The organism is Streptomyces sp. SP17BM10 (genome assembly GCF_036322405.1).
Taxonomy (GTDB): Bacteria; Actinomycetota; Actinomycetes; order Streptomycetales; family Streptomycetaceae; genus Kitasatospora.
Map to the genome: position 1 here is coordinate 102,715 of NZ_JAQYXB010000588.1, position 18,234 is coordinate 120,948.

At 70.7% G+C, this 18,234-nt stretch carries 15 protein-coding genes and 1 tRNA gene; 10 read left to right on the forward strand and 6 right to left on the reverse strand.

What is annotated here, in order from left to right:
- The first annotated feature begins 4 nt into the window (after positions 1 to 4).
- The 3 genes from PUR71_RS19295 to PUR71_RS19305 are packed head-to-tail and all read left to right on the forward strand — an operon-like array spanning position 5 to position 3,494.
- Entirely contained in the window at positions 5 to 1,933 is a 1,929-nt protein-coding gene (locus PUR71_RS19295) for a branched-chain amino acid ABC transporter permease (RefSeq protein ID WP_329928276.1), read from the forward strand.
- Between the two features lie 8 nt (positions 1,934 to 1,941).
- On the forward strand, positions 1,942 to 2,781 hold the full coding sequence (locus tag PUR71_RS19300; protein ID WP_329928277.1) for an ABC transporter ATP-binding protein: 840 nt from the start codon (positions 1,942 to 1,944) through the stop codon (positions 2,779 to 2,781).
- The gene (locus PUR71_RS19305) at positions 2,778 to 3,494 is read left to right on the forward strand and encodes an ABC transporter ATP-binding protein (protein WP_329928278.1); all 717 of its coding nucleotides are present in this window, start codon (positions 2,778 to 2,780) and stop codon (positions 3,492 to 3,494) included. The genes PUR71_RS19300 and PUR71_RS19305 overlap by 4 nt, the downstream gene beginning before the upstream one ends.
- A 64-nt stretch (positions 3,495 to 3,558) precedes the next feature.
- Here PUR71_RS19305 and PUR71_RS19310 read toward each other — a convergent pair whose 3' ends face one another.
- Positions 3,559 to 4,176, reverse strand: coding sequence for an ANTAR domain-containing response regulator (locus PUR71_RS19310; RefSeq protein ID WP_329928279.1), 618 nt, complete (start codon positions 4,174 to 4,176; stop codon positions 3,559 to 3,561).
- Positions 4,177 to 4,310: 134 nt separating this feature from the next.
- On the opposite strand from PUR71_RS19310, the gene PUR71_RS19315 reads away from it, so the two are divergent.
- Together PUR71_RS19315 and PUR71_RS19320 are read left to right on the forward strand one after the other, a co-directional pair.
- Positions 4,311 to 4,393: transfer RNA gene (locus PUR71_RS19315), tRNA-Leu, on the forward strand.
- A gap of 104 nt (positions 4,394 to 4,497) precedes the next feature.
- Positions 4,498 to 5,286, forward strand: coding sequence for a helix-turn-helix domain-containing protein (locus PUR71_RS19320; RefSeq protein ID WP_329928280.1), 789 nt, complete (start codon positions 4,498 to 4,500; stop codon positions 5,284 to 5,286).
- A gap of 112 nt (positions 5,287 to 5,398) precedes the next feature.
- On the opposite strand, the gene PUR71_RS19325 is transcribed toward PUR71_RS19320, so the two are convergent.
- Entirely contained in the window at positions 5,399 to 5,692 is a 294-nt protein-coding gene (locus PUR71_RS19325; protein WP_329928281.1) for a type II toxin-antitoxin system RelE/ParE family toxin, read from the reverse strand.
- A 124-nt stretch (positions 5,693 to 5,816) separates the two neighbouring features.
- The gene (gene pyk, locus PUR71_RS19330) at positions 5,817 to 7,247 is read right to left on the reverse strand and encodes a pyruvate kinase (RefSeq protein WP_329928282.1); all 1,431 of its coding nucleotides are present in this window, start codon (positions 7,245 to 7,247) and stop codon (positions 5,817 to 5,819) included.
- 368 nt (positions 7,248 to 7,615) lie between these two features.
- Here pyk and PUR71_RS19335 point away from each other — a divergent pair, with 368 nt between their 5' ends.
- From PUR71_RS19335 to PUR71_RS19350, 4 genes are all read left to right on the forward strand, one after another.
- Positions 7,616 to 8,707: a hypothetical protein gene (locus tag PUR71_RS19335; protein ID WP_329928283.1), complete on the forward strand. Its 1,092-nt coding sequence runs from the start codon at positions 7,616 to 7,618 to the stop codon at positions 8,705 to 8,707.
- The gene (locus PUR71_RS19340) at positions 8,704 to 10,374 is read left to right on the forward strand and encodes a vWA domain-containing protein (RefSeq protein ID WP_329928284.1); all 1,671 of its coding nucleotides are present in this window, start codon (positions 8,704 to 8,706) and stop codon (positions 10,372 to 10,374) included. The genes PUR71_RS19335 and PUR71_RS19340 overlap by 4 nt, the downstream gene beginning before the upstream one ends.
- Complete coding sequence (locus PUR71_RS19345; protein ID WP_329928285.1) at positions 10,361 to 10,828, forward strand: hypothetical protein; 468 nt, start codon at positions 10,361 to 10,363, stop codon at positions 10,826 to 10,828. The genes PUR71_RS19340 and PUR71_RS19345 overlap by 14 nt, the downstream gene beginning before the upstream one ends.
- 259 nt (positions 10,829 to 11,087) lie before the next feature.
- Complete coding sequence (locus PUR71_RS19350; RefSeq protein ID WP_329928286.1) at positions 11,088 to 12,929, forward strand: bifunctional metallophosphatase/5'-nucleotidase; 1,842 nt, start codon at positions 11,088 to 11,090, stop codon at positions 12,927 to 12,929.
- 228 nt (positions 12,930 to 13,157) lie between these two features.
- Here PUR71_RS19350 and PUR71_RS19355 read toward each other — a convergent pair whose 3' ends face one another.
- The 3 genes from PUR71_RS19355 to PUR71_RS19365 form a co-directional block, all read right to left on the reverse strand.
- A complete protein-coding gene (locus PUR71_RS19355; protein ID WP_329928287.1) occupies positions 13,158 to 14,615 on the reverse strand; it encodes an aldehyde dehydrogenase family protein in 1,458 nt (485 codons plus the stop codon).
- A gap of 117 nt (positions 14,616 to 14,732) precedes the next feature.
- The gene (locus tag PUR71_RS19360; protein WP_329928288.1) at positions 14,733 to 15,599 is read right to left on the reverse strand and encodes a helix-turn-helix domain-containing protein; all 867 of its coding nucleotides are present in this window, start codon (positions 15,597 to 15,599) and stop codon (positions 14,733 to 14,735) included.
- Between the two features lie 78 nt (positions 15,600 to 15,677).
- Positions 15,678 to 16,895: an MFS transporter gene (locus PUR71_RS19365; RefSeq protein WP_329928289.1), complete on the reverse strand. Its 1,218-nt coding sequence runs from the start codon at positions 16,893 to 16,895 to the stop codon at positions 15,678 to 15,680.
- A gap of 67 nt (positions 16,896 to 16,962) precedes the next feature.
- On the opposite strand from PUR71_RS19365, the gene PUR71_RS19370 reads away from it, so the two are divergent.
- On the forward strand, positions 16,963 to 17,934 hold the full coding sequence (locus PUR71_RS19370; RefSeq protein ID WP_329928290.1) for a DUF5937 family protein: 972 nt from the start codon (positions 16,963 to 16,965) through the stop codon (positions 17,932 to 17,934).
- The last annotated feature ends 300 nt before the right edge of the window (positions 17,935 to 18,234 follow it).

The window sequence follows — 18,234 nt, forward strand, 5'->3', positions numbered from 1 at the left end:
CACCATGACCACCAGAACCGAAACCAGCCCGGTCATCCCCCTCCCGGCCCGCGCCGCCGCAGCCGTCACCGGCCTCGGCGCCCTCGCCACCGCCGCCTCCGCCGCCATGTCCTGGACGTGGACCTCCGACTTCCCCGGCGACCTCACCTTCTACGGCTCCCCCGCCGGACTCCAATGGCTCGCCCTCGTCGCCGGACTCCTCACCCTCGTCCTCCTCCTCGCCGCCCACGGCACCCCCGGCCTGCGCTGGGCCGCCCCCGGCCGCAACCACAACGCCGTCCTGTACGCGGCCACCGGCGCCCTCGCCGTCGCCGTCTTCGCCGTCACCGCCATCTCCGTCGACCTCGGCGGCCTCGCCAACCTCGAACCCGGCGGCTGGGTCCTCGCCGCCGGCGGCATCCTCGGCCTCGTCGGCGCCCTCGGCCTCCCCCTCGACCGCCGCACCGCCGTCCCGCTGAAGATCCTCGACCGACGGCTCTTCGTCCTCGTCCCCGTCGCCCCCCTCGCCTGGATCGGCGCCCACGCCATCCCCGGCGACAAGCCCGTCGCCCCCGTCATGAACGCCCTCGCCGGCGGCATCGCCATCGCCACCGGCGCCGTCCTCCTCGTCCAGCTCGGCCACCTCGCCAACACCTGGCTGCGCCTCGGGAAGATCGACCGGCCGCTGCCCGCGCCGCGCCGACTCCCCTCCTGGGTCGAGGTCCTGATCATCGTCGCGGCCTTCGGCGTCGGCCTGTTCGTCATCACCTTCGGCGTCGACACCGACTACGGCGAGCTGTTCACCGGCTACCTGCTCCTCACCGTCTTCGTCGCCGCCGCCCTCACCCGCTCCGGCCTCGTCGCCCGGCTGCGCGCGCTGACCGTCAAGCACCGGCCCGTCACCACCGGCGCCGCCTTCGCCGCCGCCGCCAGCTTCCCGTTCACCCAGAGCAGCGACCAGTACACCTCCGTCGCCACCAACATCCTGATCTTCGCGACCGTCGCGCTCGGCCTCAACATCGTCGTCGGCCTCGCCGGCCTGCTCGACCTCGGCTACGTCGCCTTCCTCGGCGTCGGCGCCTACGCGGCCGCGCTCGTCTCCGGCTCGCCCGCCTCGCCCATCCACGTCCAGTTCCCGTTCTGGGCCGCGATGCTCACCGGCGCCGCCGTCTCCATGATCTTCGGCGTCCTCATCGGCGCCCCCACCCTGCGGCTGCGCGGCGACTACCTCGCCATCGTCACCCTGGGCTTCGGCGAGATCTTCCGCATCACGATGCAGAACCTCAACGGCACCACGGGCCCCAAGGTCACCAACGGCGCCAACGGCATCCCGCGGATCCCCGACCTGGAGATCCTCGGCTTCAACCTCGGCGAGTCCCACACCGTCGGCGGCATCGAGCTCGGCCGGTTCTCCAACTACTACCTGCTGATGCTCCTCGTCACCGCCCTCGTCGTGCTCGTCTTCGCCCGCGTCGGCAACTCCCGCATCGGACGCGCCTGGGTCGCCATCCGCGAGGACGAGACCGCCGCCGAAGCCATGGGCATCAACGGCTTCCGCCTCAAGCTCCTCGCCTTCGCCCTCGGCGCCTGCCTCGCCGGCCTCGCCGGCACCGTCCAGGCCCACGTCAGCTACACCGTCACCCCCGACCAGTACACCTTCGCCGAGGCCCTCCCGCCCAACTCCGCCTTCCTCCTCGCCGCCGTCATCCTCGGCGGCATGGGCACCATCAGCGGACCCCTCGCCGGCGCCACCCTCCTCTTCCTCATCCCGAAGAAGCTCGAATTCCTCTCCGACTACCAGCTCCTCGCCTTCGGCGCCGCCCTCATCGTCCTCATGCGCGTCCGCCCCGAAGGCCTCATCCCCAACCGGCGGCAGCAGTTGGAGTTCCACGAGGCCGCCATCCCGGCCCAGCCCACCGGCGAGCCGACCGCACTCACCAAGGCAGGGGCGTGACCGACCCGATGACCACCACCGAAACGCCCCCCGCCGCCACGCCCAGGTCCACCGAGCCCATCCTCGACGTCACCGGCGTCACCATGCGCTTCGGCGGCCTCACCGCCGTGAACAACGTCTCCCTCACCGTCGGCGAGGGCGAGATCATCGGCCTCATCGGCCCCAACGGCGCCGGCAAGACCACCTTCTTCAACTGCCTCACCGGCCTCTACGTCCCCACCGAGGGCGAGGTCCGCTACCGGGGCACCGTCCTGCCGCCCAAGCCCCACCTCGTCACCCAGGCCGGCATCGCCCGCACCTTCCAGAACATCCGGCTCTTCGCCAACATGACCGTCCTGGAGAACGTCCTCGTCGGACGCCACACCCGCACCAGGGAAGGCATCTTCTCCGCCATCCTCCGCGGCCCCGGCTACCACCGTGCCGAAGCCGAGAGCCGCGAACGGGCCATGGAACTCCTCGCGTTCACCGGCCTCGCCGAGAAGGCCGACCACCTCGCGCGCAACCTCCCCTACGGCGAGCAGCGCAAGCTGGAGATCGCCCGCGCCCTCGCCTCCGACCCCGGGCTCCTCCTGCTCGACGAACCCACCGCCGGCATGAACCCCCAGGAGACCCGCGCCGCCGAGGAACTCGTCTTCGCCATCCGCGACAAGGGCATCTCCATCCTCGTCATCGAGCACGACATGCGGTTCATCTTCAACCTCTGCGACCGCACCGCCGTGCTCGTCCAGGGCCAGAAGATCGTCGAGGGCGACCGAGAGACCGTCCAGAACGACGAACGCGTCATCACCGCCTACCTCGGCGCCCCCCTCGAGGACGGCGCCACCGCAGCACCGGAGGACACCCAGTGACCGCACTCCTCGAGGTCGAGGACCTCCGCGTCTCCTACGGCAAGATCGAAGCCGTCAAGGGCATCGGCTTCACCGTCAACCAGGGTGAGGTCACCACCCTCATCGGCACCAACGGCGCCGGCAAGACCACCACCCTGCGCACCCTCTCCGGCCTGCTCAGACCCACCGCCGGCCGGATCACCTTCGAGGGGCAGGACCTCGCGACCGTCCCCGCCCACAAGATCGTCTCCCTCGGCCTCGCCCACTCCCCCGAGGGACGGCACATCTTCCCGCGCATGACCATCGAGGAGAACCTCCTCCTCGGCGCCTTCCTGCGCAGCGACACCCCCGGCATCCAGGCCGACGTCGAACGCGCCTACACCCTGTTCCCCATCCTCGGCGAACGCCGCAAGCAGGCGGCCGGCACCCTCTCCGGCGGCGAACAGCAGATGCTCGCGATGGGCCGGGCCCTGATGTCCCGCCCGAAGCTGCTGATGCTCGACGAGCCGTCGATGGGCCTGTCGCCGCTGATGATGCAGAAGATCATGGCGACGATCGTCGAACTCAAGGCCGGCGGCACGACGATCCTCCTCGTCGAACAGAACGCCCAGGCGGCGCTGTCGCTGTCCGACCGCGGCTACGTCATGGAGACCGGCCGCATCGTCCTCAGCGGCACCGGGGCCGACCTCCTGCACGACGAGTCCGTGCGGAAGGCGTACCTCGGCGAGGACTGACGTCCCCGCGCACACGCGAGAGGGGCCCGGCAGAAACGATCTGCCGGGCCCCTCTCGCGTGGTCCTACTCGGCGGCCTTGTCGTCCTCCGCCTTCTTGCGGTCCTGGGCCTCGCCCTCTTCGATGACCGCCTCGGCGACGGCGGCCATCGTCATGCGACGGTCCATCGACGTCTTCTGGATCCACCGGAAGGCGGCCGGCTCGTTCAGCCCGAACTTCGTCTGCAGGACGCTCTTCGCCCGGTCCACCAGCTTCCGGGTCTCCAGGCGCTGGGTGAGATCCCCGATCTCCTTCTCCAGCTCCCGCATCTCGGTGTACCGCGACACCGCCATCTCGATCGCCGGCACCAGGTCCGACTTGGAGAACGGCTTGACGATGTACGCCATCGCCCCGGCGTCCCGCGCCCGGTCCACCAGCTCCCGCTGCGAGAACGCGGTCAGCATGAGCACCGGAGCCAGGTGCTTCTCGTGGATCTGCTCGGCCGCGGAGAGCCCGTCCAGGATCGGCATCTTCACGTCGAAGATCGCCAGATCCGGCTTCAGCTCCTCCACGAGCCGCACCGCCGTGGCCCCGTCCCCGGCCTCGCCGACGACGGTGTAACCCTCCTCTTCGAGCATCTCCTTGAGATCAAGACGGATCAACGCCTCGTCCTCGGCGATCACAATCCGAGTGATCTGGGGCATATCGGTCTCAAGCGGCTGTGCCTGCTCGTCGGCGGCGCTCACGTGGCTCCTCGTTCCGGCGGGGTACTGCATGCACGAGGGTACCTAGCTGCGCCCAGCAGCGCTCACAGGGTATCCTTCACAGGCGCGAACTTGCCGGGTTGGTGGAAGGGCAGACACGATCGCCTCAAAAGCGATTGTCCGAAAGGGCGTGTGGGTTCGAATCCCACACTCGGCACTCTAGTTCTCCCCATATTCCCAGGTTGCAGGAAATTCACCTCATCTGGTGGATCGCGTCAAAGGCGCCCACCCTCCGGTTTGACCCGCCTCACGCTGACGCACATGACGACTTTCTCTGTGCGCGAACAGGCGGTCCACCTCCTTCTCCGCGGCATCAGCAATGCCGAGGTGGCCCGCCGTCTCGGCGTCCCGAAGGGCACGGTGTCCTGGTGGAAGCACCGGGATCTGGCCAAGCAGCACAAATTCCCTGGCCGTAAGCACTCCACCTGTCCCCACTGCTACGGCAGCGAGCTCAACCGCCCTGCCTACAGCTACCTGCTGGGTCTCTACCTCGGTGATGGCCACATCCTGCTGCCCAACGAGTACCGCAGAACCCAGAGCCTCCAGATCACCTGCGACGACAAGTGGCCGGGCATCCTCGACTCGGTCGAGCAAGCCATGCGTCAGGTCCTCCCCCACAACAAGCCCTGCCGTGTGCGGCGTACCGGTTGCCATGACGTCAAGATCTACTCGAATCACTTGACCTGCCACTTCCCCCAACACGGCCCGGGCAAGAAGCACGAGCGCACCATAGCCCTGCTGCCCTGGCAGCAGGAGATCGTCGACGCACACCCCTGGGAGTTCCTGCGCGGCCTCATCCACTCCGACGGCTGCCGCATCACCAACTGGACCACCCGAACCGTGGGCGGCGTCCAGAAGCGATACGAGTACCCGCGCTACTTCTTCACCAACACCTCGACCGACATCGTCGGCCTCTTCACCGCCACCCTCGACGCCGTCGGCGTCGAGTGGAAGGCGTCGATCCCCCGCCCCACGGGCCAGGTCAACATCTCCGTCGCCCGCAAGGAGTCCGTCGCGCTCATGGACACGTACATCGGCCCCAAGTACTGACGCCAGCAGCCCGGGTCAGCTCGCTTTGTCGAGGGGCTGCGTCTCGACCGTGAGTCGCATGTCCAGGGCCGAGGCCAGCCGTTCCAGCATCACGGCGCGCCAGGACGCACGTTCACTCATCGTCTTCCTCGACGGTGTGCTGCTCGGTCATGCAGCGACGTGGCGTTCGCCTGGCCCGGTCGACCTCCGCGGCCTCGCGCATGCGTGTCTTGCGGAAAGCGGTCAGCAGGACGATCCTCCGGCCGGACGCGATCCAGTAGGTGATGCGCATGTCCGGTTGCCTGGTGTACGGCTCTCCGGGCAGTGGGCCGCGGGCGGCCGGCAGATCGATGGAGAAGGCGGCCGTTTCCCGGCCTTCCTGGTTCAGTCCGAAGGTCCGGTCCCGGACTTCCGGTTCGGGCTCCACCTCTCCCCAAGCCGTAACACGGATGTCATGAAGACGCCAGGCCCGGCCGAGGCGATTCCGACGGCTCACGGGCGGCGTCCCTCCGGATGGGGACGCCGCCCGTGGACGGTCGTGCGAAGTCCGGTCAGGCGTCCAGCGTCCCCACGTGGTGGACGCGGACGAGGTTGGTGGAGCCGGCGAGGCCGGGTGGGGAGCCGGCGGTGATGACGACGATGTCGCCCTTCTGGCAGCGGCCCAGCGAGAGCAGGGCGGCGTCGACCTGTTCGACCATCCGGTCGGTGGTCGGGGCGAAGGGGCCGAGGAAGGTCTCGACGCCCCAGGTGAGGGCGAGTTGGCTCCTCACCGCCGGTTCGTAGGTGAAGGCGAGGACGGGGATGGGCGAGCGGTAGCGGGTGAGGCGCCGGGCCGTGTCGCCGGACTGGGTGAAGGCGATGAGGTACTTGGCGTGCAGGAAGTCGCCGATCTCGGCGGCCGCGCGGGCGACGGCGCCGCCCTGGGTGCGGGGCTTGTTGCCCGTGGTGAGCGGGGGCAGGCCGGCGGCGAGGATGTCGTTCTCGGCGGCCTCGATGATGCGGCCCATGGTCTTGACGGTCTCGACGGGGTACTTGCCCACCGAGGTCTCGCCGGAGAGCATCACCGCGTCCGTCCCGTCCAGTACCGCGTTGGCGACGTCGGAGGCCTCGGCGCGGGTGGGCCGGGAGGCGTTGATCATCGAGTCGAGCATCTGGGTGGCGACGATGACCGGCTTGGCGTTGCGCTTGGCGAGCTTGACGGCGCGCTTCTGGACGAGCGGGACCTGTTCGAGGGGCATCTCCACGCCCAGGTCGCCGCGGGCCACCATGACGCCGTCGAAGGCGTCGACGATGGCTTCCAGGTTCTCGACCGCCTGCGGCTTCTCGATCTTGGCGATGACGGGGACGAACCGCCCCTCCTCGGCCATGATCCGGTGGACGTCGAGGATGTCGCGCCCGCTGCGGACGAAGGAGAGCGCGATGAGGTCGGCGCCGGTCCGCAGACCCCACCGCAGGTCGGCGACGTCCTTGTCGCTGAGCGCGGGGACGGAGACGGCGACGCCGGGGAGGTTGAGGCCCTTGTGGTCGGAGACGAGGCCGCCCTCGATGACGACGCACCGCACGTGCGGCCCGTCGACCTCGGTGACCTCCAGGGTGACGCGGCCGTCGTCGACGAGGATGCGTTCGCCGCGCGAGACGTCGCCGGCGAGGCCCTCGTAGGTGGTGCCGCAGATGGTCTGGTCCCCCACGACGCCGTTGTCGGTGGAGATCGTGAACTCGTCGCCGCGTTCGAGGAGTACGGGCCCGTGGGCGAAGGTGTCGAGGCGGATCTTCGGGCCTTGAAGGTCGACGAGGACGCCGACGCTGCGGCCGGTCTCGTCGGCGGCCTTGCGGACGCGGCGGTAGCGCTCCTCGTGTTCGATGGGGGAGCCGTGGCTGAGGTTGAAGCGGGCGATGTCCATCCCGGCGTCGACCAGGGCCTTGATCTGGTCGTACGAGTCGGTGGCGGGCCCGAGGGTGCAGACGATTTTTGCTCGGCGCATAGTGCTGAGCGTAGGCATTACCGGCGCGTAACCTCGACGTGGGTCCGGACCTCGGGATGACCTTTGCCGGAAGGCGAGTTGAACAATCTGACACATCCTCGGACCGGTGTGCGACGGGCCCGGTCGCGGCGCCCGCGGCCCGCCTGCGCCGCCCTCGGCCGATGCGATTCCGTGAAGGGGAGTTCACCCCCGGTTCACCGCCGCTTCGGCCCCCGCTCCCGGTCCGGCGGGACGCTCGTCACCCGGGGACCACCCGGTTGACGTAACGCGCTTGACGAACGAGAACGCACTCCAAGAACCAGAACGCACGAGAACGCACGAGAGCAAACGAGAACGCACGAGATCGAACTAAGGGGGAAACGTCCGGCATGAGACGCGCGTTGGGGGTGCTGGCGGCACTGGTGCTGCTCGGCGGGGTGACGTACGCGCTGATCCCGGATCCGGATCCGCATCCGGGGCCCGGGCCGCTCGTCAAGGTGAACGGCCTGATCGGTTCGGAGAAGCGCGCCTTCTTCGAGAACCAGGAGGTCAAGGACGAACTGGCGAAGCAGGGGCTGGAGGTGCACGCCGATTCGACCGGTTCGTGGACGATGGTCGACCAGGCGAAGCAGGCGAACATCGACTTCGCGTTCCCGGCCAGCACGTCGCCGGTGAAGGAGGTCCAGAAGATCTGGGGCCTCCAGGACTCGCCCCTGGTGCCGTTCTATTCACCGCTGGTGATCGTGACGCACCAGGCCGTCGCGGAGGTGCTACAGGCGAACCAGCTCGCGGACGTGAGCCAGGGCATCGTGACGTTCCGGATGGACGCCTACCTGGCGGCGCTGAGGAACGGCACGAAGTGGCAGGACCTGAAGGGCGCGGGCGACCATCCCGAGCTGTCCGGCCGGATCTTCGTGACCACGACGGACCCGCAGAGCTCGTCGTCGGGCGCGATGTACGTCGCCCTGCTGTCGTACCTCGTGAACAACCACCAGCCGGTGGCCGACCAGGCGGGGATCGACACCTCGAAGGACGTGCTGCGCACCGCGACGTCCCTGCAGGGCGGCCAGAAGAGCAGCAGCGACGAGCCGTTCAAGGACTTCCTGGCCGGCGTCGGCAACCCGCTGGTGTTCGCGTACGAGTCGCAGGCCGCGCAGTCGGTGCTGAGCGGCGCGCCGACCGGAGACATGGTGGTGATGTACCCGGACTCGACGATCTACTCGGACCACACGGTGGTCGCCCGCGACGACAAGGGCGCGAAGCTGGCCGGCCTGCTCCAGGACGATCCCGAACTGCGGCGGCTGGAAGCGAAGTTCGGCTTCCGCCCGCAGGCCGACAAGGACGTGTTCGCCAAGGAGGTGAGCGGCCGGAAGCCGACGTTCGCGCCGGACCTCTCCTCGGCGAAGGTGAAGCAGTGGCAGGTGCCGACCCAGGACGTCCTGCAGAAACTGGTAGCCGCGGCGAAGGGGAACGCGCAGTGAACAGCCGTACCACCCGTACGACCCAGCGCCTCGCCGCGTCCGTCGCGTCCATCACGGCGCTGCTCGTGGTGACGGCCTGCACCCCGTCTCCGTCGCCGTCCCCCGGGCCGTCGCCCAACGCCACGGACGCGCCCGCGCCCACCGCGCGCCCGGGCGTGCTGCGGATCCTGGCGGGCAGCGAGCTGCAGGACATGGCGCCGATCCTGGAGGACGCGAAGAAGGCCACCGGGGTGACGGTCCAGTTCGCGTGGACGGGCTCGCTCGACGGTGCGGACGCGGTGTCCTCGGGCAAGGCGGACGGCAAGTACGACGCGGTGTGGTTCCCGTCGAACCAGTACCTGCGGCTGGACACCGGCGGACGGTCGAAGCTCCTGTCCGAGACCCCGGTCATGGTGTCCCCGGTGGCGGTCGGCGTGCGCTCGTCGGTCCTGAACGACCTCGGCTGGGGGGACGGGTCGAAGGTCACCTGGGCGCAGATCGGGGACGCGGCGTCCGCCGGGAAGCTGTCGTACGGGATGTCCGACCCGTCCCGGTCGAACTCGGGCTTCTCGACGCTGGTCGCGGTGGCCTCGGCGTTCTCGGGGGCGGGGGCGGCGCTGACCGAGGAGGACGTGCAGAAGGCGACGCCGTCGCTGAAGAGGTTCTTCACCGGCCAGAAGCTGACCTCGGGGTCGTCCGGCTGGCTGGCGCAGGCGTACACCCGGGCGGAGCCGGGCAAGGTGGGGGCGCTGGTCAACTACGAGTCGGTGCTGCTGTCGACGAACAGGACGCTGCCCGCGGACCGGCAGCTGACGGTCGTGCGCCCGGTGGACGGCGTCGTGTCGGCGGACTACCCGCTGTCGCTGCTGTCGTCCACCGCGCAGAGCGAGCGCGACTCGTTCCAACGGCTCACGCAGTACCTGCTGACGCCGGACGTGCAGAAGCGCATCTCCGAGGTGACGCTGCGCCGCCCGGTGACCCCGGGGGCCGCGGCGGCGCCGGCGCTGCCGTCCGACCGCCGCCGGGAGCTGCCGTTCCCGGGCACCCGGGCCGTCGCGGACGGGCTGCTGTCCTCGTACCAGAACGAGCTGCGCCGCCCGTCCCGGACGGTGTACGTGCTGGACACCTCCGGCTCGATGGAGGGCGCCCGGATCACGTCGCTGAAGTCCGCGCTCGGCCGGCTGACCGGCACGGACGACACCCGCGGGGTGAGCCGCTTCCGGGACCGCGAGGAGGTGACGCTGATCTCCTTCGCGTCCAAGGTGAAGTGGGCGAAGACGCACGCGGTGCCGGCCTCCGGCGGTCAGCCGGGTCCGGAGGCGGAGCTGGCGTCGATCAACGCGGACGTGCAGTCGCTGTCGGCCGATGGCGGCACGGCGCTGTACGACGCACTGGAGGAGGCGTACCGGGTGATCGACCGGCAGCAGAAGGCGGCCGGCGACGACCGGTTCACCTCGATCGTGCTGATGACGGACGGGGAGAGCAACGAGGGCGCCACGGACGGGGACTTCAAGAAGTTCCACGACGCGCTGGCGTCCGGGCCGAAGTCGATCCCGGTCTTCCCGATCAAGTTCGGCGAGGCGGCGGTGGGCCAGTTGCAGGGGATCGCGGACGAGAGCGGCGGCAAGCTCTTCGACGGGACGAGCTCGCTGGACGGCGTGTTCGAGGAGATCCGTGGCTACCAGTGACGGGCCCGGCCGGCAGGTGCTGACGTACCTGGAGTCGGGCCGGAACCTGGTCGGCTGCGCGGGCGGCGCGATCGGGCTGGGGCTGCACTTCGCGGGCCTGGGCGGGGCGTGGTGGCCAGGGGTGGTGGCGGCCCTGTACGCGGCGGGCGCGCTGCTGACTCCCGGCCCGAAGACCGACCCGCGGCCGGGGGACCCCGAGCTGGACGCCCTGGCCGCCTACCTGCGGACCGTCCCGCTGCCGCCCGCCGCCCGGGTGGACGGCCTGCTGGACGCGCTGCGCGCCGCCGGGCCGGGCCCGGCGGCCGGGCGGCGGATCGTGCGGGACGGCCTGCCGCTCGCCGTGGCCGGCTACCTGCGGGCGCGCACGTGGCAGCCGTGGGCGGGCGCGGACGACCCGGCCCCGGAGGCCGAACTCGCGCGCGAGGTGGGCCTGCTGGCCGCGCAGCTGGGCTGAGCCGCGGCAGCGGCAGGTGGCCGGAAAGCGACCCCTACCACCAGCAGTCCCGCACACCCGCGTCACGAGCGAGTCGCCAAGATCTCACCTGTTGGAAACGTCGGAGGGCTACCCAACCGCCCGGCCGCACGGCACACTTCTACGCGCGTCCTTCTACGCGCGTCAAACGGGTTGTACGGAGTTGCACGGGGGTTCCGGCCACACCGGGCCCGGTTGACGGACCATTCACCAGCACGTCCCCCACTCGGGAGAGTCCTCGATGTCCCTGAACCGCCGTGACTTCGTCACCCGGTCCGCCGCCACCGCCGCCGGTGCCGCCCTGGCCGGCGGCACCGCCTTCGCCGCCGCTCCCGCCGCCGCGGCCGCCGAGCCGGACACCGCGCAGGCCAAGGGCGCCAAGCACAGCGGCGGAGACCGCAAGCAGTCCTTCACCGTCATGGGCACCACCGACCTCCACGGCCGGGTGCTCAACTGGGACTACTTCACCGACGCCGAGTACGTCGACAAGGCCCACAACGCCGTCGGCCTCGCCAGGATCTCCACGCTGGCCAACCAGGTCCGTGAGGAGAAGGGCTGGGACCGCTGCCTGCTGATCGACTCCGGCGACATCATCCAGGGCACCCAGCTCACGTACTACTACGCCCGGGTCGAGCCGATCGCCACCGACGGCGACGACGTGCCGGACCACCCGATGGCCGTCGCCATGAACCTCATGGGCTACGACGCCGCCGCGCTCGGCAACCACGAGTTCAACTACGGCATCCCCACCGTGAAGGCCTTCGAGGACCAGCTGGAGTTCCCGCTGCTCGGCGCCAACGCCCTGCACGCGAAGAACGAGAAGCCCGCCTTCAAGCCGTACGTGATCAAGGAGGTGTGGCTGGACGAGGACACCCCGATCAAGGTCGGCATCCTCGGCCTCACCAACCCCGGCATCGCGATCTGGGACAAGGCCAACGTCAGCGGCAAGATGGTCTTCCCGGGCATCGTCGAGACCGCCGCGAAGTACGTGCCCCGGATGAAGGCCGCGGGCGCCGACGTCATCGTCGTCTCCGCCCACTCCGGCATCGACGAGGCCACCACCTACGGCGACCAGCTCCCCTGGCCCGAGGACGCCTCCGGCGAGATGGCCGAGAAGGTCCCGGACATCGACGCGGTGCTCGTCGGCCACACCCACAAGGAGGTGCCGCAGCGCCTCATCGTCAACAAGAAGACCGGCAAGACGGTCGTGCTGTCCGAGCCGCTGTGCTGGGGCCAGCGCCTGAGCTGCTTCGACTTCGAGGTCGAGCTCGTCGGCGGCGCCTGGAAGGTGCTGTCGGTCTCCTCGCGCGTGCTGAACTCCAACACCGTGCCGGAGAACCCGGAGATCTCGAACGCCATCACCGACCAGCACAAGAAGGTCGTGGCGTACGTCAACCAGAACATCGGCACCAGCAAGATCGCGCTGTCGATCGCCGACGCCCGGTTCCAGTCGACCCCGATCGTCGACCTGATCGGCAGGGTGCAGGCCGACGCGGTGAAGGCGGCGCTGGCGGGCGGGCAGTACGCCAACCTGCCGGTGCTCGCGCAGGCCGCCCCGTTCAACCGCACCGCGATGATCCCGGCCGGCCAGGTCAAGCTGCGCGACGCGGCCGGCCTGTACATCTACGAGAACACCCTGGAGGCCCGCATCCTGACGGGCGCCCAGCTCAAGGACTACCTGGAGTTCTCGGCCAAGTACTTCAACCAGCTCGCCGTGGGCGCCCCGGTCAACAAGGACACCCTGACCAACGCCGAGGACACCCCGGACTACAACTACGACTCGCTCTACGGCCTCAGCTACGACATCGACGTGTCGCAGCCCAAGGGCAGCCGGATCGTCAACCTGTCCTACCAGGGCAAGCCGATCGACCCGGCCGCCCAGTTCGTCCTCGCGGTCAACAACTACCGCGCCAACGGCGGCGGCAACTTCCCGCACGTCGCGACCGCCAAGGCGATCTGGGCGAACTCCGACGAGATCCGCAACACGATGATCGCGTGGGTGAAGGCCAAGGGCGTCATCGACCCGGCCGACTTCTTCACCAACTCCTGGCGCCTGGTGCGCGCCGGCCAGCCCCTCTTCTAACCGCCACCCACGAAGGCCGCCGCCCCGGGACCACACCCGGAGCGGCGGCCTTCGTCGTGCGCGGTGAGGTCGAGCGGCGCCGGCGCTCCGCAGCGGGAAGGTGCCGGTGCGCAGCACGCGTTCGCGAAGGCGTTCAAGCGGGAGTACGGGCAGGCTCCCGGCGGCTACCGCCGGGAGGCCTGCACGGCCGCGCAGTCGGAACAGCGGCGCAGTCGCAACGGCCGCGGATCAGAACGGGAAGCGGCTGCGCCCGTGCTGGATCGAGATCCACTTCACGGTGGTGAACGCGTCCACCGTGTACTCGCCGTTGAGCCGTCCGACGCCGGAGTTCTTCTCGCCGCCGAAGGGCACGATCGGCTCGTCGGCGATGGTCCCGTCGTTGACGTGGATCATGCCGGTCTCGATCCGGTGGGCGACCCGCACGCCGCGCTCGACGTCGGCGGTGTGCACGGCGCCGCTGAGGCCGAAGGGGGTGTCGTTGGCGATGCGGACGGCCTCGTCCTCCCCGTCGACGGGCACCACGATGACGACGGGGCCGAAGAGTTCGCGCCGGAGGATGGGCGAGTCGGCGGGGACGTCGGTGAGGACGACGGGGTCCATGAGGCTGCCGACGGTCGCGCCGCGCAGCAGGACGGTGGCGCCGGCCTCGACGGCCTGGTCGACCTGGGCGTTGATGGAGTCGGCCTGGACGGGGTTGATGAGCGGGCCGATCTGGGTGGCCGGGTCCTTGGGGTCGCCCACGGTGAGCGAGGCGATCTTGGCGACGAACTTCCCGGTGAACTCGGCGACGACACTGCGGTCGACGAGCACCCGGTTGGCGGCCATGCAGACCTGGCCCTGGTGGGCGAAGCGGCTGAACACGGCGGCGTCGACGGCGTAGTCGAGGTCGGCGTCGTCGAGGACGATGAGGGCGCTGTTGCCGCCGAGTTCGAGCACGGTGCGCTTGAAGTGGGAGGCGGCGACGGTGGCGACGTGGCGGCCGACCCTGTCCGAGCCGGTGAAGGAGATGACCTTGGGCACCGGGTGCTCGAGGAAGGCGTCGCCGATCTCGGCGATGTCGGTGACGACGACGTTGAGCAGGCCGGCCGGGAGTCCGGCGTCGGCGAAGAGCTTGGCGAGGAGGGTGCCGCCGACGACCGGGGTCTCCTGGTGCGGCTTGAGCACGACGCCGTTGCCGAGCGCGAGGGCCGGGCCGACGGCCTTGAGGGAGAGGAACAGCGGGAAGTTGAACGGGCTGATCACGCCGACGACGCCGACGGGCAGCCGGTAGAGGCGGTTCTCCTTGCCGTCGACGGGTGAGGGCAGCAGGCGGCCCTCGGCGAGCAGGGAGAGCTGCATGCACTCGCGCAGCATGTCCTTGGTGAGGGAGAGCTCGAAGCCGGCCTTGAGTGCGGTGCCGCCGAGTTCGGCCATGATGGCGCGGGTGATCTCGTCCTCGCGCTCCTCGACGAGGCGCAGCGCGCGCTCGAAGACGAGGCGGCGGGCGTAGGGGTTGGTGGCGGCCCATTCCTTCTGGGCGCGGGCGGCGGCGCGGTAGGCCCGGTCGACCTGTTCGACGGTGGCGACGGTGACGGTGGCGAGTTTGTCACCGGTGTAGGGGTCGACGTCGACGATGTCCCAGGAGCCGTCGCCGGCCAGCCATTCGCCGTCGATGTACTGCGCCGCCAACTCGGAGAAGTACGACATCCGAACCCTCTCGTGCCTGAGACTCGTGCCTGGGGGATCGCGCCCGATCGCACCCGGGGAAGGTCCGACGTGGAACGCCTTTGATCAGATCTGATCGGTGCTCATCGTACTGACGGACTAGAGCTCTTGACGTACGGAGCGCAGAAGTTCCCGGGTCCGTTCGGCGCCGAGGCTGTCGGCGAGGAGGCCCTCCATGGCGCCGGTGTACTCGGCGACCTCGGCGGGTTTGTCGAGGTAGAGCGCGGTGGTGAACTGCTCCAGGTAGACGACGTCGGGCAGTTCGGGTTCGGCGAAGCCGAGCACCGTGAACGCGCCGCCCTCGGCGCGCAGTCCGCCGAAGCCGAGCGGCATCACCTGGAGGTCGACGTTGGGCAGTTCGGTGAGGTCGAGCAGCCGGTCGATCTGGGCGCGCATCAGGTCCGGTCCGCCCCAGGGGCGGCGCAGCGCGGCCTCGTCGAGGACGGCGAGCAGGTGGGGGGCGCGGTCGGCGGTGAGGACGGCCTGGCGTTTGAGCCGGACCTCGACGCGTCGTTCGATCTCGTCGGGTTCGGTGACGTGGCCGCCGGCGGCGATGACGGCGCGGGCGTAGTCGGGGGTCTGGAGGAGCCCGTGGACGAACTGGACTTCGTAGCTGCGGATCTCGGCGGCGGCCTCCTCCAGGCCGACGTAGTTCTGGAACCAGGGGGGCAGGACGTCGCCGTAGCCGTGCCACCAGGAGGTGGCGTTGGCGTCGCGGACGAGGCCGAGGACGCTGGCGCGCTCCTGTTCGGCGTCGACGCCGTAGAGGGTGAGCAGGTCGGCGACGTCGCGTTCCTTGAAGCCGACCCGGCCGAGCTCCATGCGGCTGATCTTGGACTCGGAAGCGCGGATCGAGTACCCGGCCTCTTCGCGGCTGACGCCCCTGGCCTCGCGGAGCTTGCGCAGGTGTGATCCCAGCAGCAGGCGCCGCACCGTCGCGCCTCCGCCTGCCTGAGTCGTGCTCATCGCGTCAACCTCCGCACTCGCGCAGCCCCCCGGCCGTCGGCCGCAGTCTGCCATCTGCCACCGACGAACAACAGTCCGTCAGGCGGTGCGTTCCAGCCGTAGCAGCGCGGGCACGGCGGCGACGCTGAGGACGAGCAGGAAGAGCCAGGGCAGGACGGCGTTGCGGGCGAGGAGGACGGTGAGCAGTGCGGGGGCGACGGCCTGGCCGACGTTCCAGGAGAGTTGGTAGAGGGCGAGGTGGCGGCCGCGCCGCTCGGGGTCGGCGAGGGAGACGCTGAGGTCCTCGCGGAAGGGGGTGGCGACGGTCTCGGCGAGGTTGTAGACGGCCATGGCGGCGAAGAGTCCGGCGAGGACGGCCCAGCCGGGGGCGGCGGCGACGAGGGCGAAGAGGCCGAAGGCGAGGGCGTTGAGGAGGGCGCCGGCGGCGACGACGCGGGTGGGGCGGAAGCGTTCGAGGCGGCGGGCGACGGCGTTCTGGGTGAGCACCACCTGGACGCCGTTGAGGACGAGCAGCGCGCCGGCCGTCCACGCGTCGCGGTGCAGGCCGGCGGTGAGGTAGGCGGCGAGCAGCACGCTGAGGACCATCGAGGCGAGGACGAAGGTCAGGTTGACGGCGATCAGCAGCAGGTAGCGGCGGTCGCGCAGGACGGCGCCGTATCCGCCGGGGGCGGCCGTGCGGGCCTGCGGGGGCCGGGCCGCCCCGGCGGGCCGCCAGGTGGCCAGGAGGACCGCGGCGAGGGCGTAGCTGGCCGCGTTGAGCCCGACCAGGAGCCGCAGGGCGCCGCCGTCGGCGACCAGGACGGCGCCGAGCGCGCCGCCGAGGCCGAGGCCGGCGTTGCGCAGGGTCTGGACGAGCGCGAACCAGCGGGGGCGCTCCCCCTCGTCGGCGGCGAGGACGACCAGGCCGGTGCTGGAGGTCCAGTAGGCCGCGTGGCCGGCCTGGGCGAGCAGGCAGACCAGGACGATCTGCCAGGCGTGGTGGGCGAGCAGGAAGCCGCCGTAGGCGAGGGCGGAGAGGGCGTTGCCGGCGGTGGCGACGGCGCGGGCGCCGTACCGGTCGAGCAGCGGGCCGACGGCGACGGCGGTGGGCAGGGCGAGCAGGCGGGCGGTGGAGACGGCGGCGCCGACGGCGGCGACGGACAGGCCTGTGGTGCCGGCGAAGTAGACGAGGGTGAAGGCGAGGATCAGTCCGGTGCCGAGGCTGTCGATGACGTGGGCGCCGATCAGGCGGGCGCGGCCGGCGGTGGCGGGCAGGCCGAGGCGGTCGCGCAGCTGGGGCGCGGTGGCGGTGGTCATGGAGTGAGCGTCCCTGGCATGATCGTCGGCGCCCACTGATTCCACCAGGATCGAATCCTCATCGGAGGTGCCCGTGCTGACCTGGGAGTTCTCGGCGCAGGACCTGGCCCGCACGCGCTTCGCCCGCTCACCGCTGACCGAGGTCGTGACGAGCGTCGAGGTGCTGAAGGACCCGGGCCGGCAGGCCGCGCACCTGCCGTGGGTGCGGCGGGCCCGGCGACGGCTGGAGGGGGTCGGCTGGGAGCTGCTGTCGGCGCTGGTGCGGCTGCCGACGGTGTACGTGCCGGACTTCCTGACCCCGGTGCCGCCGGACTCGGACGGGACGTTCGAGGGGCAGACGGCCGTGCTGGCGGCCACCGACCCGGCCGTCGTGCGCCGCGACATCGGCCGCCTGGACGGCGAACTCCATCCGCTGGTGGCCGGGTTGGCGCGGGATCCGGAGGCCGGTCTGGTGCGGCTGACGGCCGAGGTGCGGGCGTACTGGGAGGCGGCGATCGCCCCGCACTGGCCGCGGATGCAGCGGCTCGTGGACGGCGAGGTCCTGCGTCGCGCCCGGCAGATGTCGGCGGGCGGCCCGGCGGCGCTGTTCACGGACCTGCACCCGCGGGTGTCCTGGGAGGGCGACACCCTGCGGATCGGGCAGCGGATCGACGTCCACCGGCGGCTGGACGGCGAGCGCGGCCTGGTCCTGGTGCCGACGGTCTTCGCCTGGCCGGGCGTGTTCTCGCAGCAGAACCCGCCGTGGCAGCCGGCGCTCGTCTACCCGCCGCGCGGGGTCGCGACGCTGTGGGAGGCGCCGGCCACCCCCGTCCCCGAGGGCCTGGCCCGCGTGCTCGGCCGCACCCGCGCCCGGCTGCTGGCCGAGTTGGACTCCCCCGCCTCGACCACCGAACTCGCCGCCCGGACCGGCCTGTCCGCCCCGAACGTCTCCCACCATCTGGGCGCCCTGCACGACGCCCGCCTCCTCGCCCGCCACCGCACCGGCCGCACGGTCCTGTACGAACGCACCGAGGCGGCGGACCTGCTGCTGCGGCCGTGACGAAGCGGAACCCGCCCCACCCGGTGACCGAAAAAGGCCAACCGCCCTACGCCAAACGGGACTTCGAACCGGAAAACACGTCGGCGCTCTCCCCTGCGTACGACCCCACGCCCCCACGACCCCACCGGGCCCCGAAGCGCCCCGCGCACACCCGAGCGCCCTGCCCCTACCTCGCCGTCCCTGATCCCCACCGCAGGAAAACGTCGGCGCTCGCCCCCCAACTGGTCGGGGAAGGGGGCGAGCGCCAGGAGACCGCATTGGCCCGACGACGCTGGCGGGGGCAGCGGGTTGAGCTCCCGG

What these genes read in the sequence shown, in the direction of transcription:
- PUR71_RS19295 (WP_329928276.1), top strand. Translation starts at nt 5, where the DNA reads ATGACCACCAGAACCGAAACCAGCCCGGTCATCCCCCTCCCGGCCCGC.
- PUR71_RS19300 (WP_329928277.1), top strand. Translation starts at nt 1,942, where the DNA reads ATGACCACCACCGAAACGCCCCCCGCCGCCACGCCCAGGTCCACCGAG.
- PUR71_RS19310 (WP_329928279.1), bottom strand. Translation starts at nt 4,176, where the DNA reads ATGCCCCAGATCACTCGGATTGTGATCGCCGAGGACGAGGCGTTGATC.
- PUR71_RS19320 (WP_329928280.1), top strand. Translation starts at nt 4,498, where the DNA reads ATGACGACTTTCTCTGTGCGCGAACAGGCGGTCCACCTCCTTCTCCGC.
- pyk (WP_329928282.1), bottom strand. Translation starts at nt 7,247, where the DNA reads ATGCGCCGAGCAAAAATCGTCTGCACCCTCGGGCCCGCCACCGACTCG.
- PUR71_RS19335 (WP_329928283.1), top strand. Translation starts at nt 7,616, where the DNA reads ATGAGACGCGCGTTGGGGGTGCTGGCGGCACTGGTGCTGCTCGGCGGG.
- PUR71_RS19350 (WP_329928286.1), top strand. Translation starts at nt 11,088, where the DNA reads ATGTCCCTGAACCGCCGTGACTTCGTCACCCGGTCCGCCGCCACCGCC.
- PUR71_RS19355 (WP_329928287.1), bottom strand. Translation starts at nt 14,615, where the DNA reads ATGTCGTACTTCTCCGAGTTGGCGGCGCAGTACATCGACGGCGAATGG.
- PUR71_RS19360 (WP_329928288.1), bottom strand. Translation starts at nt 15,599, where the DNA reads ATGAGCACGACTCAGGCAGGCGGAGGCGCGACGGTGCGGCGCCTGCTG.
- PUR71_RS19365 (WP_329928289.1), bottom strand. Translation starts at nt 16,895, where the DNA reads ATGACCACCGCCACCGCGCCCCAGCTGCGCGACCGCCTCGGCCTGCCC.